Annotated in this window: 17 protein-coding genes; 5 read left to right on the top strand and 12 right to left on the bottom strand. The window is 28.0% G+C overall.

Features of this window, described 5'->3' with window-relative positions:
- Positions 1–91: 91 nt before the first annotated feature.
- The 4 genes from AVBRAN12647_RS00715 to AVBRAN12647_RS00700 are packed head-to-tail and all read right to left on the bottom strand — an operon-like array spanning position 92 to position 3,651.
- A complete protein-coding gene (locus AVBRAN12647_RS00715; protein WP_336614534.1) occupies positions 92–1,357 on the bottom strand; it encodes an MFS transporter in 1,266 nt (421 codons plus the stop codon).
- A complete protein-coding gene (locus tag AVBRAN12647_RS00710; RefSeq protein WP_239802754.1) occupies positions 1,350–2,393 on the bottom strand; it encodes an NAD(P)-dependent alcohol dehydrogenase in 1,044 nt (347 codons plus the stop codon). Before AVBRAN12647_RS00710 ends, AVBRAN12647_RS00715 begins: the two co-directional genes overlap by 8 nt.
- A 9-nt stretch (positions 2,394–2,402) precedes the next feature.
- On the bottom strand, positions 2,403–3,140 hold the full coding sequence (locus tag AVBRAN12647_RS00705; RefSeq protein WP_214116595.1) for a hypothetical protein: 738 nt from the start codon (positions 3,138–3,140) through the stop codon (positions 2,403–2,405).
- Between the two features lies 1 nt (position 3,141).
- Positions 3,142–3,651 (bottom strand): rhomboid family intramembrane serine protease, encoded by a 510-nt coding sequence (locus AVBRAN12647_RS00700; protein WP_214116597.1) that lies wholly within the window; start codon positions 3,649–3,651, stop codon positions 3,142–3,144.
- 63 nt (positions 3,652–3,714) lie between these two features.
- Here AVBRAN12647_RS00700 and AVBRAN12647_RS00695 point away from each other — a divergent pair, with 63 nt between their 5' ends.
- The 5 genes from AVBRAN12647_RS00695 (at position 3,715) to AVBRAN12647_RS00675 (ending at position 8,690) form a co-directional block, all read left to right on the top strand.
- Positions 3,715–4,452 (top strand): (Fe-S)-binding protein, encoded by a 738-nt coding sequence (locus tag AVBRAN12647_RS00695; RefSeq protein ID WP_214116599.1) that lies wholly within the window; start codon positions 3,715–3,717, stop codon positions 4,450–4,452.
- Positions 4,449–5,879: a LutB/LldF family L-lactate oxidation iron-sulfur protein gene (locus AVBRAN12647_RS00690; protein ID WP_239802751.1), complete on the top strand. Its 1,431-nt coding sequence runs from the start codon at positions 4,449–4,451 to the stop codon at positions 5,877–5,879. Before AVBRAN12647_RS00695 ends, AVBRAN12647_RS00690 begins: the two co-directional genes overlap by 4 nt.
- Positions 5,872–6,528, top strand: a complete 657-nt coding sequence (locus AVBRAN12647_RS00685; protein ID WP_214116603.1) for a LutC/YkgG family protein — start codon at positions 5,872–5,874, stop codon at positions 6,526–6,528. The genes AVBRAN12647_RS00690 and AVBRAN12647_RS00685 overlap by 8 nt, the downstream gene beginning before the upstream one ends.
- 129 nt (positions 6,529–6,657) lie before the next feature.
- Positions 6,658–7,458: a glutamate 5-kinase gene (proB, locus tag AVBRAN12647_RS00680; RefSeq protein ID WP_214116606.1), complete on the top strand. Its 801-nt coding sequence runs from the start codon at positions 6,658–6,660 to the stop codon at positions 7,456–7,458.
- A 2-nt stretch (positions 7,459–7,460) separates the two neighbouring features.
- Positions 7,461–8,690: a glutamate-5-semialdehyde dehydrogenase gene (locus AVBRAN12647_RS00675; RefSeq protein WP_214150423.1), complete on the top strand. Its 1,230-nt coding sequence runs from the start codon at positions 7,461–7,463 to the stop codon at positions 8,688–8,690.
- Positions 8,691–8,699: 9 nt separating this feature from the next.
- Here the strand turns inward: AVBRAN12647_RS00675 and rimI are convergent, their stop codons facing one another.
- The 8 genes from rimI to AVBRAN12647_RS00635 form a co-directional block, all read right to left on the bottom strand.
- Positions 8,700–9,140, bottom strand: a complete 441-nt coding sequence (rimI, locus tag AVBRAN12647_RS00670) for a ribosomal protein S18-alanine N-acetyltransferase (RefSeq protein WP_214116611.1) — start codon at positions 9,138–9,140, stop codon at positions 8,700–8,702.
- On the bottom strand, positions 9,137–10,120 hold the full coding sequence (locus AVBRAN12647_RS00665) for a DUF2156 domain-containing protein (RefSeq protein ID WP_336614533.1): 984 nt from the start codon (positions 10,118–10,120) through the stop codon (positions 9,137–9,139). The genes rimI and AVBRAN12647_RS00665 overlap by 4 nt, the downstream gene beginning before the upstream one ends.
- 535 nt (positions 10,121–10,655) lie before the next feature.
- Positions 10,656–11,192 (bottom strand): aminoacyl-tRNA hydrolase, encoded by a 537-nt coding sequence (gene pth, locus AVBRAN12647_RS00660; RefSeq protein ID WP_214116613.1) that lies wholly within the window; start codon positions 11,190–11,192, stop codon positions 10,656–10,658.
- A complete protein-coding gene (locus AVBRAN12647_RS00655; RefSeq protein WP_214116615.1) occupies positions 11,189–11,725 on the bottom strand; it encodes a 50S ribosomal protein L25/general stress protein Ctc in 537 nt (178 codons plus the stop codon). Before AVBRAN12647_RS00655 ends, pth begins: the two co-directional genes overlap by 4 nt.
- A 59-nt stretch (positions 11,726–11,784) precedes the next feature.
- Complete coding sequence (locus tag AVBRAN12647_RS00650; protein ID WP_214116621.1) at positions 11,785–12,969, bottom strand: type IV pilus twitching motility protein PilT; 1,185 nt, start codon at positions 12,967–12,969, stop codon at positions 11,785–11,787.
- 9 nt (positions 12,970–12,978) lie between these two features.
- Entirely contained in the window at positions 12,979–13,944 is a 966-nt protein-coding gene (locus AVBRAN12647_RS00645; RefSeq protein WP_336614532.1) for a transaldolase, read from the bottom strand.
- A complete protein-coding gene (locus AVBRAN12647_RS00640; protein ID WP_214116625.1) occupies positions 13,944–14,444 on the bottom strand; it encodes a chemotaxis protein CheW in 501 nt (166 codons plus the stop codon). Before AVBRAN12647_RS00640 ends, AVBRAN12647_RS00645 begins: the two co-directional genes overlap by 1 nt.
- Before the next feature lie 4 nt (positions 14,445–14,448).
- Positions 14,449–16,821 (bottom strand): hybrid sensor histidine kinase/response regulator, encoded by a 2,373-nt coding sequence (locus tag AVBRAN12647_RS00635; RefSeq protein ID WP_336612265.1) that lies wholly within the window; start codon positions 16,819–16,821, stop codon positions 14,449–14,451.
- Positions 16,822–16,824: the final 3 nt, after the last annotated feature.

Below are 16,824 nucleotides of genomic sequence, written 5' to 3'. Positions count from 1 at the left end.
GCACATAAAGCTTTCAACTTATTTTATATCACTTACATTCTTTATATAAGTTTATATAATAAAAAATCTAGCAATGATTAAAAACCCATTGCTAGATTTTTTTTCTAAAAGCAAAATAAATTAAGATTAATTGTAAAAATGCTAAAAATAATATTAATTTTATAGAATTTAAAAAGCCAATTTCGTAATTATTATTAAAAATTATAGATATTATCATCACAGCATAGCTTCCAAAACTTTGTTGAAAAGTATTTATATAATTATTTGCATTTGTTTTATCTTTAGAAATTTTTATAGAGTAAGAAATTAAAGCACTCATAGATAAGCCTTGTGCGAAAGCATAAATTAAATAACATATTGAAAGATTTAATAAAGTTTTTTCTTCAATATTTAATAATAAAATATTTGCAATTATTATGATAAAAATACCTAGCAAACTTAATTTAAAAGAGCCAAATTTATCGCTTAAATATCCGCTTATTGGAGATAAAATAGCAGCAATTAATGAGCCTAAAAGCATTACTTTACTAGCTTCAAAATTATCATAATTTTTATTCATAATTAAATAATTCGGTAGTATTAATGAGTAGCTTAAAGCAAAAAATTGCATTAAAAATACAATTAAAGTAGATGAGAAAAATTGCAAATTCTTAGCACTTGCAATAATTTTGCTTTTATTTAGCATAAAAATAATTAAAATACTAAAAAATAAAATATAAATATATTTAATACTTATAGCAACACTAATTACTAGCAATACAATTAATATATATTCTTTTAAGTCTAATTTATATTTTGTTCCAAGATTTGGAATATTTTTAATTCCTAAAACAAAGGCAAAAACCAAAAAAGGTATTAAAAATATAAAAATATCTTTAAACTGAAAATATTTCATAATAAATCCACCATAAATTGGCCCAAAACCAGGTGCAGTCGCTACTAAAAATATACAAAATCCCATTAAAAATCCGAAGTATTTTTCACTAGCTTTAAAAATTACCATATTAAACATAAGCGGTAGAGCAATACCTGCAGCAATTCCTTGTAAAAATCTAGCAAAAACTAAAATATAAAACTCACCTGCACTTGAGCAAATTATTAGGCTTATTAAAAATAATAAATTAGTAAAAATAAAAAGTTTTTTAGTATTTATTTGATTTACTAAATATGAGCTTAGTGGCATTGTAAGTGTGATTGCTAGTAAAAACATAGAAGTAAGTAAAGAAGCTTTATTAATATCAATATTAAAAGTTTGTATTAAATAAGCAAAAGTTACATTTAAAGAAGTTTCAATTAATACGCTTAAAAATGATATTAAGCCTAAAGATATTAGGCTTAAAATTAGATTTTTATTCATTAAAATCAATTACATATCTAAAAGAATTTGAATTATTCAATAAGTCATCATAAGCTTTATTGATTTCATTAGGTTTTATAATTTTAACTTCTGGATAAATTGAGTGTTTTAATGAAAATTCAAGCATTTCTTTAGTTTCTTTAATGCCACCTATTAATGAGCCATAAATTTTCTTATGACTTACTCTAATTAAGGCATTTAGACTAATTGATACTTGTTCGTTTATTGGTGGTAAGCCAACGATTGCCATTTCTCCGCCGTATTTTAAAGTTCTCGCATACGCTAAGACATCGTATTTACTTGGAATTGTGCTAATTATTACATCAAATTTTTTATCAACCTTATTAATATCATTATAATAATTACTTGCTCCAAGTTTAATAGCTGCTTCTTTTTTAGTATCGTTTCTAGCTATTACACTAACATTTGCACCCATTGCTTTTGCGTATTTAAAAGCCATTACACCCAAGCCTCCAAATCCTGCGATTGCTACATCCATACCTTTACTAACTTTAGAGAATTTAAGTGGAGAATAAGTAGTAATTCCAGCACAAAAAAGTGGAGCAATTAGTTTTAGTGGAGCATTATTAGGAACTTTAATTGCATAGTTTTTATGAACTTTTATATAATTTGAATATCCGCCTTTAGTAATTTCTGAATTATTAAAATAATCAACGCTATTATAAGTCCAAACAGCACCTTTTTGACAAAATTGCTCATTTGAGTTTAAACAAGCATCACATTCACCACAAGAATTAATCAAACAACCAATTCCTGCGTAATTTCCTATTTCAAATTCTTTTACATTTTTACCGATTTCAACTACTAAGCCAACTATTTCATGACCTGGAACTATAGGATATTTTGTAGCTTTCCATTCGTTTTTAGCAGCGTGAATATCACTATGGCAAATCCCACAATACATAGTTTTAATCAATATCTCATCATCTCTTAAAGCACTTCTTTTAAAAGTAATTGGCTTAAAATTAGCATTTTCGTCATAAGCTGCAAAGCCTTTAGTTATAATTTCACTCATATTTTTTCCTTATTTGCAAGTTAATTCTAAAGTAGCGTTTAATTTAAAATCACTATCTTTTTCTATTGGTGTATCATCGTATTTATAATCAGCACCTAATATTTGATTTTGTGCTAATTCATAATGTTTTATTGATTTTATTTCACAAATTTTATTTGTAAGATTAGAATATTTATCTTTTATACTTATAGCTTTTTTAAATATTTCATCATACAATTCTTGTTTTATTATGCTTATTTCTTCTTTACTAACTGATAGATTTAAGGCAGGAGAATTAATTGTAATATACTCATTATTAGCTAGTATGTTATCTATATCTTTTAATAAATTCTTATAGTTTTGATATTCTTCTTTTTTAAACTCGCATCTTAAAGCAGAATCAAATTTATAACCATTTGGAATATTCATTCCATCTTGATAGGCTATATTAGGTTGTAATATATAGCTTCCACCTTCACATAAATTACTTTCTTTTACTCTTTCTAATACCTTAGAGAACAATTCTTCTATTTCATTCTTTTCATTTTCATTTAGATTTTCTTTTATACTAAGTTGTTTTGTCATAGTAAATTTTGGATTTGAAATATAAGAATCATAATTTAATCTTTTTTCTACTTCTATTGTTTGCTCAATAACAATTTCATCTTTATTTATTAAATACTCATAAATTTTAGTAGATATTAATCCTAATATAAAGAATATAAATAAACTAAAGCATAAGCTAAAACCTTTTAAAAAATTTTTCATTCTATCTCCTTAAAAAATAAATTCCATAAGCATAGATTATGCCAAAAATAGCACCAAAAATATGAGCCTGCCAAGCAATATTTTGAAAAATCACAGCAGAAATTATACTAGTTACTACAATAGCTATTAAAAATCCATTTTGTCTTAAAATAATTGCAGCATAACCCATCAAAGCACTAATAGCTCCACTAGCTCCAAGTAAAATGAAATTATAATATCCCATATTTATCATTAAATAATAATACCCCAAAGATGAAATAATTGCACCTACAAAATATACAATTAGTAAGTGTTTGATATTTAAAAATCTAAGAATTTGAGATAGCATAAAAAGCATTACCATATTCATAAAAATATGCTCAAAATCTCCGTGCAAAAACGAGTAGGTAAAAAATGTATAAAAATCACTTCCATAATAAAGTGCAAAGTTATTTATAAATACAGATTTACCAAATAAAAATTCAAGTAAATAAATCAACACATTTAAAAAAATAATCGCATAAAAAACCATTTTAACCCTTTAATATTTTTAAAGTTATATAATAAATTATCATTTTATTAAAAAGGGTTAAAAATGCAAAAAAAAGTATATTTTTATGCGACCTGTCTAGCAAGTGCTGCTATGCAGAATACTATTTTAAACTCTATTAAGCTTTTAAGAAGTGCTGGAGTTGAAGTGATTTTTAAAAAAGATCAAACCTGTTGCGGTCAGCCAAGTTATAACACAGGATATTTTAAAGATACTAAAAAAGTAGCTTTATATAATGCCGAATTATTTAGTGAAGATTTACCAGTAGTAATTCCTAGTGGAAGTTGCGGTGGTATGATGAGCCATGATTATGTTGAGCTTTTTAAAGATGACGCAAATTATGAAAAAATTAAAAAATTTAGCTCAAAAGTAATAGAACTTAGTCAATATTTAGAACAAATCGGATTTAAGATAGAAGATAAAGGAGAGCCTATTAAGGTTACTTGGCATAGCAATTGCCATGCTTTAAGAGTGCAAAAAAGCATTGAAGCTTCTAAAAATTTATTAAGAAGTCTTAAAAATGTTGAATTAGTTGAGCTTAAATACGAAGAAGAATGCTGCGGATTTGGTGGGACTTTTAGTGTAAAAGAGCCTGAAATCTCAAACGCTATGGCAACTGCAAAAGTAAATGATATAGTTGAAAGTGGAGCAAAGGTTATAATTTCAGCTGATGGTGGGTGTTTATTAAACATTCGTGGAACTATTGCAAAAATGGGTCTTGATATCAAAACTTATCATTTATATGACTTTTTAGCTGCTAGAATGCAAGGAGAAAAGATATGAAAAATCATAGTGAATTAATTAAAACTAAATTAGCTGATAAACAAATGAGAGAAAATGTAAGCTCTGCAATGCACGCCTTACAAGATAGAAGAAAAAACCTAATAAATGCAAAATTTCAAGATTGGCAAGGGCTTAGAACAAAAGCACAAAAAGCTAAAAATAATGCTTTATATACCTTAAAAGATAGGGTATTAGAATTTGAAAAAAATGCTACAAAAAATGGAATGAAAGTGCATTTTGCAAATACTAAAGAAGATGCTTGTGAGATAATTTATGAGCTAATGATGGAAAAGAAAATCAGTAAAGTCTTAAAAGGTAAATCAATGGCTAGTGAAGAAATAGGCTTAAATCACTATTTAGAACACAAAGGCTTAAATGCAATTGAGACTGATTTAGGAGAGCTGATTTTACAATTAGGTAATGAAACTCCTGTTCATATAGTTGTTCCTGCAATTCATAAAAATCGTTATGAAATAGGAGAGTTATTTAGCGAAAAATTAGGCGTAGCTAAAGAAAGTGAGCCTGAAAAATTAAATGCAATTGCTAGAACTCATTTAAGAAATGAATTTGAAGGTTTAGAGATGGGAATTAGCGGGGTAAATTTTGCAATTTCAAGTGAAGGTGCTATTTGGCTGATTGAAAACGAAGGCAATGGTAGAATGTGTACAACTGCTCCAACTATTCATGTAGCAATTTGTGGAATTGAAAAAATAGTAGAGAGTTTTACTGATGCAGCTACAACTGATACATTATTAACTCCATCTGCTACAGGACAATTTATTCCTGCATATAATAATATCATTACAGGTCCTAGAAAAGCTGATGAATTAGATGGCCCTAAAGAAGTGCATATAATATTATTTAACAACCATAGAACAAATATTTTAAGTAACGAAGATTATTATGAAGCATTACGCTGCATTAGATGTGGTGCTTGTATGAACTTTTGTCCTGTGTATGATAAAATCGGCGGTCATAGTTATGATGCTGTTTATCCTGGGCCAATTGGAGAAGTTATATCTCCGCAATTATTCGGTATGAAAGAGCATGGAGATATTTTAAGTTTATGTTCTTTATGTGGTCGTTGCTCTGAAGTTTGCCCTGTAAAAATCCCACTTGATAGTATGATTAGAAAATTACGCCGTGATAAGATAGGTGAAGCTGGGGACAATGCTCCACTAGGTGCAAATGAATTAGAGCATAGTGCAATGGAAAGCTATGGATTTGCTAAGTTTGCTGATATTGCTACAAGTCCAAAAATGTGGAGAGTTGCTATTGGTAACGCAAGTAAGTTTAACTGGCTATTACAAAGTCTAGGAACAAGCCTACCTGTGCTTAAAAATTGGGCTACTTATAAAGACTTACCTGAACTTAAAGGAAATATTTATAAAGAATTAGAAAACTTAGAAGGAGTTTCTTATGAATAAGAGAATTGAAGAGATAAGCAATCGCTCAAGAAATCAGATTTTAAATGCAATTGAATGTGGTGTAAGACACGAGTTAAATGATAAAAGTATAGACCCAAGTGTGCATATAAAACAAAGCGATAATCCTTTAGAAGAAACTAAAACTAAAATGAGTGAAAACAAATTTGAAGTTCATGAAGTTAGTGGCTTAGACAATGTTTATGATGAAATAAACAAAATCACAAGCTCTTATGGATATTCATCTTTAATTTATCCAAAAAGCCTAAGTGCTGATGTAGAAAAAATAAATGCAAGTAAAAAAGTTTGTTTTGATAAAAGCGTAGAAGAATTAAGAAGTGAAGTTTTTCATAGTGATTTTTCAGTAATTGATGTAGAATTTGCTATTAGCTCACATGGGGTTGCTTGTATAAAATCAAGTGCAAATCAACCAAGAATGCTAAGCCTTGCTCCAATGCTTTGCATTATGCTACTTGATAAAACAAAAATTGAGCCTTCACTTGCTAGTGGTCTTGCTAGAATAAAAGCTGAAAATGAGATTTTACCTACTAATATTTTATATATTGCAGGTCCTAGTAGAACATCTGATATTGAGCTTGTAACCGTTTTTGGAGTTCATGGAAGTCAAAAAGTTCATATAATATTTTACTAAAATTTACCCCTAATATTAGGGGTAAAATATTATTATTTTATATTCTAATCATTTTAAATTCTCATTTGTAATTTTTATATTTAAGCATTAATTTAAAGTATTTAATATTCTTCTAAATAAGGGGAAAATATGAATGAGAATTTAAAAATTAATTTAAAAGATAGCAAAAGAATTGTAATCAAAGTTGGCACATCAACTCTAACTTATGAAAATGGTAATTTAAACTTAGGATTAATTAATAAGTTAGCTTGGGTTTTAGCTGATTTGAAAAATCAAGGAAAAGAAGTTGTATTGGTTACTTCAGGTGCGATTGGGGTTGGTTCAAAAAAACTTGGCTTTAAGCAAAGACCTACAATTACCATGGAAAAACAAGCAGCAGCAGCAATAGGTCAAGCAGAGCTTATGCATATTTATCAAAACGCATTTGCTAATTTTAGTTCATTTGTAGCACAAGTTTTACTAACTAAAGATGATTTTGAAATAGAACAAAGAAAACAAAATACTGAAAACACTTTAAATACTTTATTAAAATACGAAATTATCCCGATAATTAATGCTAATGATACTATTTCAACTTATGAGATTGAATTTAGTGATAATGATAGCCTTTCAGCTAGTGTTGCTTGTCTAATCAAGGCTGATTTGCTAATAATTTTAAGTGATATAGACGCATTTTATACAGCAAATCCTAAGAACAATCCTAATGCAAAAAGAATTTCTTATGTAGAAAAAATCACAGATGAGATTATGCAAATGGGCGGAGATAAAGGTAGTGAGTTTAGTATAGGTGGTATGAAGACAAAATTACAAGCTGCAAGTAATTGTGCTAAAAATGGTGTAAGAATGGCTATTTTAAATGGCTCTAATCCTATGAATATTAGCGAGTTAATTAGTGGTGCTGATATAGGAACTATTTTTGATAAGGAGTAAAAATGATTGATATTTTATGCCAAAACGCAAAAAATGCAAAGACTAAATTAGCTAAGCTTAATTCAAGTATTAAAAAAGAAGTTTTAAATTCTTGTGCTGATGAAATACTTGCAAATATTGATGGTTTATTAAAAGCAAACCTTAAAGATATTAATGATAATTCAAATCTAAAAAGTGCTTTTGTAGATAGATTAAGACTTAATGAAAATAGAATAAATAATATGATAAGCACTTTAAGAAATGTCGCTTTACTTGATGATGTAGTGGGTAGGGTGGTATTTGGAAAGACTTTAGAAAATGGTCTAAAAATGCAGCAAATTAAGGTGCCTTTAGGAGTAGTTGCTATTATTTTTGAATCTCGTCCTAATGTTTGCGTAGATGCTTTTGCACTATGTTTTAAGAGCTCTAATGTAGTGATTTTAAGGGGTGGAAAGGAAGCTTTAAATACTAATTTATTTTTAGTTTCAATTTTTCAAAAGGTATTAAAAAGATTTGATTTAGATGAGAATTTCGTTCAGATTGTAAGTGATACTAACAGGGATTTAGTAAAAGAACTTTTAAGGGCGAATGATTATATAGATGTGGTAATTCCAAGAGGTAGTGCTAGTTTGATTAATGAAGTTAAAAATAATAGTCTAATTCCTTGTATTCAAACAGGAGTAGGGAATTGTCATATTTATGTTGATTATAATGCGAAAATAGATGATGCTATAAATATAATAAATAATGCTAAAACGCAAAGACCAGGGGTATGTAATAGTGTAGAGACTTTACTCATTAATAAAAATATAGCTAGCGAAATTTTGCCTTTATTAGAAAGCAAAATGCCTAATGTAGAGCTTAGGGTTTGTGCTAAGTGTGAGAAATTTTTAAAAAATTATAAAAAGGCAAATGATAGTGATTGGGAAGAAGAATTTGAAGATTTAATACTAGCTATTAAAATAGTAGATGATATTAATGAAGCTATACTTCACATTCAAAAATACAGCACAAATCATTCAGAAGCGATAATTTCTCAAGATTATACTAATATTAATAAGTTCTTAGATGAGATTGATTCAGCAGTTTTATATGTAAATGCTAGCACTAGATTTAGCGATGGTGCGGAATTTGGCTATGCGGCTGAAATAGGAATAAGCACTCAAAAACTTCACGCAAGAGGTCCTATGGGATTAAATGAATTAACAACTACAAAATATCAAATCATAGGAAACGCCCATATTAGAAAATAAACTTAAAGCCTAATTTTTAGGCTTTAATATAAGCGTCATTTTAATACCATCTTCATTGCTATAATAATTTTTTAAGATTTTTTCTTCTTTAAATTGAAGTTTTTTGTATAAATTAATAGCATTTATATTGCTTACTCTTACTTCTAAAAATATCTTTTCTTTATTTAATACTTTAGCATTATTAATTAGTTCTTCGCATAATTTTGTGCCTATTTTTAAACCCTTAAATTCATCTTTTATCGCTAAAGAATATATTCTAATACTATTTTTATAAGTAAGCTTCATAATATATCCAGCTACCTTTTTATCACATAAAAAAATAAATATATTTTCTTTTTTTATGTGATATAAGAAATTATTTTTACTTAACTTAAAACAATCATTTTTAAAACATTCTTCTTCAATTAGCAAAAGGTCTTTTAAATGAGTTTTAGTAGCTTTTATAATCATAGTTTTTGATATATTGTGTATTTTGGTATGATTTTTTCTGGACGATACGACATTTTAACTTTTTTTAGGTTTTCAAAGCCCATATCATCTCCCACATTTATGTATTTACAATCATATTTTTCTTTTAAAATTTTTGAAAACTCTCTAAATATAAATTGAGCACAACCTAAAGTTTCAAAATCAGTTTTTTCAATCAATACACTTGCTGTATCGCTACATATTTTTTCGCCTATTGTAAAGCCTTTTAATTCATCATCAATATAAATTACTAAGCCATCTAGTCCTAATGTCTCGTAATCTTGTAAGCATTTTTTAATCGCTAATCTTTCTTGATAAATTCCATCTAAAAACGCATCTACTTCTGCTTTTGGAACATATTTAATCCTATCGCTTACCCATTTATCAAAAAGCATTTTTATATCATCGCTATGTTTTTTGCAATCTAATGTCTGTAAAAAATAATTTGGATATACTCTTTTAAATTTATTAATTTCGGTTCTTTTAGTATGATAAGCATTACCCCTAAGCTCTATTAAATCATCGCTTACATATATATAATCTGCTAATTTTTTTTCTATTATATAATTATCTAGTGAGCTAAACATAACTTCACCTTCATTTGTATGGGTAATAAATCCTTCTAAGAAGTTATCACAAACATATTCAATTTTAGAGTAATATGTAGAAGTATTGTTTTCATTCATAATCTTAAAGCATTCTGGTATGCTATCATAACAATCTTGAGGTTTTCCTAGTGGTGGTAATAACATAGATAATTCTCCACCATTCATAACAAATAAGCAAAATGTATTATTGATTATTGAATAAAATCCACTAGCTTTAGAAAGCCAAATATAGTTCGCACAAAATGAATAATCACTGACATTAACATCAAAATCCTTTAAGTATTCTTGCATAATTGGTTTTGTTTTTAAGTCAAATGATTTTAGTGTATGTCCTTGTAGTTTTATCTCTGCCACTTTAATCCTTTTTTTAAAAAAATGTCGCGATTATAGGTTATTAAAGTAACTTATTAGATATAATCAACTAGCTAAATTAATTATTTTCTAAGTGTTTTATAAATAGTTCAAATTAGAGAATTTGTTAATTTTTTACTTTTATATTTTTAGAAATATATGTAGATTTTGAATATATTAAGTTTTTTATAAATTATCTTTTTGTGATTTAATCATATAAGTATATTTTTAAATTCATAAAATTAACTTTTTAAACATTTATAAATATTTAATGAGTGTTTTATTAATGGAGTTAGTTGATAAATAATTTTATATTTGTAATTTAATTTATCTTATTTTGAAAAATTTTATTTTTAAATAAATATTTTACATAGGCTTTAAGTATGATTTATTTTAAGTCTATACCACGATTATTATAAATTGTAATTTATTTATGAGTTTGGCAAAACTACAATAACTAAAATATTAGGCTATTTAAATACATATTTGTATTATTAATTATTTAAGAATAATGATTTTATTAATTATTTGAAAGTGTTTAATTATGAAATTTATTTTGAGTTTTTAATATATCATTGTCTAAAAGATATTCTAAAGCGTCTTTTGAATAATTTAAGAAGTTTTCTAATTCTTTTTTTTCATTTTCATTAAAATTATCAAGAACATAATTAATAACTTCATATTTTAAATCAGGTTTTCCAATTCCTAATCTAATTCTTTCATAATCATTACCTATAAAGTTATCTATGGATTTTAACCCATTATGACCACCAGAACTACCACCTTTTTTAATTTTTAGCTTAGAAAAATTTATATCCATTTCATCGTGGCATACAATTATTCTTTCTGGTTTATAAAAATCTACGACTTTCTTTACACTTTCTCCTGAATTATTCATGTAGGTTAGTGGTTTGAGTAGTAATATATTTTGTTTTTTATAAAGTTCTCCATTGCAGTTTAAACTTTGTTTAGTGTAAGAAGAATTAAGTAATTTATCAATTAACATAAAGCCTAGGTTGTGGCGAGTATTTGCATATTTCTCGCCAGGATTTCCTAAGCCTACTACTAAAATCATCTAGCTTTTTCAACTCCAACAACAGCTACACGACCAGCGTCAATAATTTTTACATTATCAGCAACTTTAATATCTCTTACTAATAAAGCATCACCAACATCTAAATCAGTTACATCTAATTCAAAGAAATTAGGTAAATTTTCTGCTTTACATTTTACTTTTAAGCGGCGTTTTGATTGAATTAATACACCTTTATTTTTAAGACCTTTTGCAGTTCCTACAACTTTTACTGGAACCATATAAAAGCTCTCAACACCTTTTAGTGCTATTTTTAAATCAACGTGCTTAATTTCGCTAGTTACTGGATGGTGTTGATAATCAACAATTACAACTTCATAAGTTTTACCATCAACACTAACAGGGAAAATTAATCCGTCTTTTTTACGAACTTCTTTAATAAATTCGTTTGTTTTAAATACCGCATGGATATTTTCAACGCCTTTGCCATAGATATTAGCAATTAGCATACCATCTTGTCTAGCAGCTTTAGCTGACTTTCTACCAATACTCTGTCTAATTTGTCCTTCTAACATAAAATGTCCTTTCAAAAAAAATAAGTGTGAATAATACTATAAAAAGTTTAATAAAAATATTATTCTTCTTGAGAAGCAAGTTTAAATTGAAAACCAGTGCTTACATTAGATGATGATTTTTTAGCTTCTCCAAATTTATAACCATCAATTAATACTTTCAAGTCATTTGCATTACTTGCTTTATCATACGCTTCTTCTTCTGTAATTCTTCCTGATTTATATAGCATTAGCAAATGTTGGTCAAAACTTTGCATTTTCATTGTGCCTTCTTTTAATACATCGCCTATTGAGTTTTCCCTACCTTCTAAAATAAGTCTTTTTATACGCTCATTTCCTCTTAAAACTTCAATAGCAGCTGTTCTTTTTCCATCTGTGGTTTTACATAATCTTTGAGAAATAACAGCCTTTAATACTCCAGAAAATGAACTTCTAATTCTGTTTTGCTCTTCTTTAGGGAACATTCCTAAAACCCTATTTAATGTTTCTTGTGCATTAATTGTGTGAAGTGTGCTTAAAACTAAGTGTCCTGTTTCTGCTGCGTGCATTGCTACTTCAATGGTTTCTAAATCTCTCATTTCACCTACTAGAATAATATCAGGGTCTTCCCTTAAAGCTGCTCTTAGTGCATCTTGAAAACTTAAAGCATCTTGTCCTATAGCTCTTTGATTTACTATTGATTTTGCAGGTTTATATTTAAATTCAATTGGGTCTTCAATAGTGATAATATGTCTATGGTAGTTTTGATTAATATATTCAATGATTGAAGCAAGTGTAGTCGTTTTACCACTACCAGTTGGTCCTGTAACTAATATTAATCCCCTTGTTTCTGTTGTTGTTATATCTTTAATAACTTCTGGCAGTTTTAATGCTTCAAAACTTGGCATAGTATCAGGGATTGTTCTAAAAACAGCACTAGGTCCATTCATTGTAAAAAATAAATTCACACGAAAAGAACCTTTATATTTAAATTTATCTTTATTTTTAGGCTCATAAGAAAAGTCTATATTTTTATTATCTACAAATCTTGTAAAATCTCCCCTTGTTAGGGCTTTACATAAATCTAACATATCTTCTCTTGATATAATATCAGGTGCTATTTCGCTAATTTCTCCATTTACTCTACCTTTTGGATTTAGGTTTGAGCTAAGGTGCAAATCACTTCCACCAACTTCAATTAAGGTATTTAACCAACCATCTAAATTATCTCTTAATTCCCAACGAATATTTTCTAAATCTATTTCCATTAATAACCTTTAAAGACTTTCTAAAATATCTATATATGCTTTTTCAAATTGGATTAATCCATCTTCTAAAAGTTTTTTGCAAGCGGCATTATACTCAATTTCGTTTATAGTTGAGAATATAAAATCTTTTGAATTTGAAATTATTTCTTGATTTAAATTCTTTATAGTTTTACTAGGTTTATAGGCATTTATAGCATTAATTGGAGCTGTATTTATAGTGTTATTAAATTCTAGTTCTTTTAAATAATAATCTTTACTTAAATCATTACTTTTTGTTCCTGTACTTGCAAATAAAGCTCTTATATTTTCACTACCAACTTTAGATGCTGAATAAATTGCGTTTTGAATTCCTATTTGGTTTTTAACGCTAAATCTATTATTTAATAAGCTATCAACTCTGCTTACAAAAATACTAACTACACCTTTATTAATTATTCCATTAGGATTTTTTGCTTTATACTTTTTCATACCTTGTGCTATTGCGTCATTACATTTTTTTGCTTGTTCGTAAGAAAAAATTAGTGTAGCATTTATGCTAATTCCATAACTTGCCAATGTATTCATAACTTCATATCCTGCATTAGTTGCCGGCACTTTTATCATTAAATTTGGCATATTTATCAAATTAGCAATTTTCAAACCTTCTGCAATACTAAGACCTGCATTATTGCTATTTAGTGGATTTATTTCAAAACTAATAAAACCATTATTGCTATCTTTTGCATACAAATGGCTCATTTTAATAGCTGCTTTTTTAATGTCTTCTAAGGCTAGAGTTAAAAATAATTCTTCTTTATTTTTTATATTTAATTGCTTAATTCTTTCTTTATAATATGCTGAAGTAGTAATTGTATTTTTAAATATACTAGGATTACTAGTAGCACCATTTATAGTGCCACTAGCTAGCATTTGTAAAAATTCATTATCTAAAAAACTATTTTCAATAAAATCACACCAAATGCTATATCCACTCATTAAAAATCCCTTTTCATTAAAGCTTCAACTTTTAATATAGTTAAAATACTATTTTCTTGCTTGCCAATTCCATCAATCATACCTTTTTCTTTAAGTAAAGTTTCAGGTGGTTGGTCAATATTACTTTCTTTAATTTTGATAGCTTCTGTTAATTTATCAATAACAAAACCGATATTTCCTTCTTCACCTTTTAAAACTATATATCTTGTATGTTGAGTATGTTTTGAACTACCCAAGCCAAAACGCTTTGCAAGGTCAATTAATGGAATTACATTACCACGCATATTGAATACTCCTAATACATAATCAGGAACGCTAGGAACTCTAGTGTATTCAATAGGCTTTATGATTTCTTGTATGCTTAGAATTGGAATTGCATACTCTTCTTCATCAATCATAAATCCTACTAATTGTCTAATTTGTTCTTCTTTTACATCTCTACCAGAAGCACCTTTAACTTGTTCTTGTTGTCTATTTAAAACTTGATTTAATCTTTCCATTACATTATCCTAATTTTAAATTCTTTCTTACTACATTTTCTAAATATTCATAAGAATAAGGCTTTGTAATATACTCAGTCATTCCTACTTCTACGCCTCTTAGTCTATCACTCTTGCTAGTTCTACTTGTAACAGCAATTAGTGGTAGATTTCTATATTTTGCATATTTTCTAATTTCTGCTGCTAGTGTGTAACCATCCATTCTTGGCATTTCAATATCAATTAGCATTCCATCTATTGAATGCTCTCCGCTTTTAATTATATTTAAAGCTTCTACACCATTGCTTGCTTCAATTACTTTAATTCCAAGCGGCTCTAATGCTTTTTTCATAATTCCTCTATCAATTTGAGAATCATCAACCGCTAAAACTACATAATCACTTGGCTTATCTTTTGAAACTTTTGAACCTGTGTCGTTATTAGCTTTAATATCTACTTTAACATCTTTTGCCATATCCATCATTGCACCAACATCAACTATTAATGTAACATTACCATCTCCACGAATGGTTGAGCCTGCAATTCCTGTGATATTTTGTAAATAATATCCCATAGATTTAATTACAACTTCTTCTTGACCTATTAAAGTATCTACTATAATTCCAAGTTTAGAAGCTGCTGCACCGACAACAACTACATAAGCTTGTTCGCTATTTTCAAGTACTTGTTTTACTCCAAATAAATCACTAAGTCTTACAAGTGATAAAACTTCATCTCTAAGTCTTAAAACATTTTTGCCTTCAATTGTATAAATATCATCAATAGCAACTCTTACCGTTTCAAGAACACTAGCAAGTGGAATTGCATAGAATTCTTCTTGAGTTTTTACAAGTAGTGATTGAATGATAGCTAGTGTTAATGGGATTTTTAGTTTTATAACCGTTCCTTTTCCTAACTCGCTATCTACTTCAATAATACCATTTAGCTTATCAATGTTTGTTTTAACAACATCCATTCCAACACCGCGACCACTTACATTTGTTACTTGTTTAGCAGTTGAAAATCCTGGTTTAAATATAAGACCATAAGCTTCTTTATCGCTCATATTATCAGCTTCTCTTTCGCTAATAATTCCTTTTTCAATACCTTTAGTTTTTAATACTTCAGCATTAAGTCCTTTACCATCATCAGCTATTTCAATTACTATGTGATTTCCTTCATTGTATGCTTTTAGCTGAACCGTTCCTCTTTCTGGTTTGCCTGCTGCAATTCTATCTTCTGCTGATTCAACTCCGTGATCGCAAGAATTTCTAATCATATGCATAATAGGATCGCCTATTTCTTCTACGATTGATTTATCAAGTTCTGTTTCTTCACCTTCAAGTTCAAGCTCAATTTGTTTTCCTAAATCACGGCTTAAATCTCTAACAACCCTTGGGAATTTGTTAAATACTTTTGCAATTGGTTGCATTCTTGTTTTCATTACAGCTAATTGAATATCAGTTGTTACTACGCTTAATTGATTTACAACTTGATTTAATTCTTCTATGAATTTTTCGCCTTCATATCTTTCTTCAACATCATCATAGATTTTTAAAAGTCTATTTTTACCCAATACAAGTTCGCCTATTAAGTTCATTAGGTTATCAAGTCTTTTTACTTCAACCCTAATAGTTTGCTCCATATTTGATGAGTTGCCTTTATCAGCAGCTACAGGTGCTTGTTTTGCATTTCTAGCTTCTCTTGTATCTTGTTTTTCACTAGCTCTTTCAGAGATTTTTTCTACCGGCTTTTCAACAGGTGTTTCAACTACTTTTTCAACTTTTTTAGTTTCTACCACTGCTTCTTGTTGTTTTTTCTCTTCTCTTCTTGCTTTATCTTCAGCTTTTCTTTGTTTTAATAATCTTTCAATTTCAGCTTCTACTTCATCAGCACTTAAAGAATTTACATCTACTTCTTCTTCATTACTATTTGAATCTTTTTCAATTAATTCTTCAATTTTTTCATTTAAACTTTTTGGCTCAGCCTTAACTTCGCTTAAAATTTTACCCTCGCTAATTGCAGTTAGACGGCTACAAATTGAGCTAATATCCATATTTATTGCTGTATCATTGCCATTATCTTTAATACAATGTAATAAGTCTTTCATCATATCAATTGATTCAAGCACAACATCCATAATATCAGGAGTTATTAGTAATTCGCCGTGACGAGCTTTGTTTAAAACATCTTCCATATGATGAGTTAGTTTTGTTAAAACATCAAAGTTTAAAAAGCTTGAACTTCCTTTAACAGTGTGAGCAACACGGAAAATGCGGTTTAGCAATTCTAAATCTTCAGGATTACTCTCAAGCTCAACTAAATCGTGATCTATTTGTTCAATTAATTCAAAAGCTTCTACTAAGAAGTCTTCTAATATCTCTTGCATATCTTCCATATC

It is taken from the genome of Campylobacter sp. RM12647 (genome assembly GCF_020138135.1).
Taxonomy (GTDB): Bacteria; Campylobacterota; Campylobacteria; order Campylobacterales; family Campylobacteraceae; genus Campylobacter_E.
This window is presented reverse-complemented; position numbering and strand designations above follow the sequence as displayed.

Excerpts from the sequence above, each read along its gene's own strand:
- AVBRAN12647_RS00715 (WP_336614534.1), bottom strand. The coding sequence starts at position 1,357 with ATGAATAAAAATCTAATTTTAAGCCTAATATCTTTAGGCTTAATATCA.
- AVBRAN12647_RS00710 (WP_239802754.1), bottom strand. The coding sequence starts at position 2,393 with ATGAGTGAAATTATAACTAAAGGCTTTGCAGCTTATGACGAAAATGCT.
- AVBRAN12647_RS00705 (WP_214116595.1), bottom strand. The coding sequence starts at position 3,140 with ATGAAAAATTTTTTAAAAGGTTTTAGCTTATGCTTTAGTTTATTTATA.
- AVBRAN12647_RS00700 (WP_214116597.1), bottom strand. The coding sequence starts at position 3,651 with ATGGTTTTTTATGCGATTATTTTTTTAAATGTGTTGATTTATTTACTT.
- AVBRAN12647_RS00695 (WP_214116599.1), top strand. The coding sequence starts at position 3,715 with ATGCAAAAAAAAGTATATTTTTATGCGACCTGTCTAGCAAGTGCTGCT.
- AVBRAN12647_RS00690 (WP_239802751.1), top strand. The coding sequence starts at position 4,449 with ATGAAAAATCATAGTGAATTAATTAAAACTAAATTAGCTGATAAACAA.
- AVBRAN12647_RS00685 (WP_214116603.1), top strand. The coding sequence starts at position 5,872 with ATGAATAAGAGAATTGAAGAGATAAGCAATCGCTCAAGAAATCAGATT.
- proB (WP_214116606.1), top strand. The coding sequence starts at position 6,658 with ATGAATGAGAATTTAAAAATTAATTTAAAAGATAGCAAAAGAATTGTA.
- AVBRAN12647_RS00675 (WP_214150423.1), top strand. The coding sequence starts at position 7,461 with ATGATTGATATTTTATGCCAAAACGCAAAAAATGCAAAGACTAAATTA.
- rimI (WP_214116611.1), bottom strand. The coding sequence starts at position 9,140 with ATGATTATAAAAGCTACTAAAACTCATTTAAAAGACCTTTTGCTAATT.
- pth (WP_214116613.1), bottom strand. The coding sequence starts at position 11,192 with ATGATTTTAGTAGTAGGCTTAGGAAATCCTGGCGAGAAATATGCAAAT.
- AVBRAN12647_RS00655 (WP_214116615.1), bottom strand. The coding sequence starts at position 11,725 with ATGTTAGAAGGACAAATTAGACAGAGTATTGGTAGAAAGTCAGCTAAA.
- AVBRAN12647_RS00650 (WP_214116621.1), bottom strand. The coding sequence starts at position 12,969 with ATGGAAATAGATTTAGAAAATATTCGTTGGGAATTAAGAGATAATTTA.
- AVBRAN12647_RS00645 (WP_336614532.1), bottom strand. The coding sequence starts at position 13,944 with ATGAGTGGATATAGCATTTGGTGTGATTTTATTGAAAATAGTTTTTTA.
- AVBRAN12647_RS00640 (WP_214116625.1), bottom strand. The coding sequence starts at position 14,444 with ATGGAAAGATTAAATCAAGTTTTAAATAGACAACAAGAACAAGTTAAA.
- AVBRAN12647_RS00635 (WP_336612265.1), bottom strand. The coding sequence starts at position 16,821 with ATGGAAGATATGCAAGAGATATTAGAAGACTTCTTAGTAGAAGCTTTT.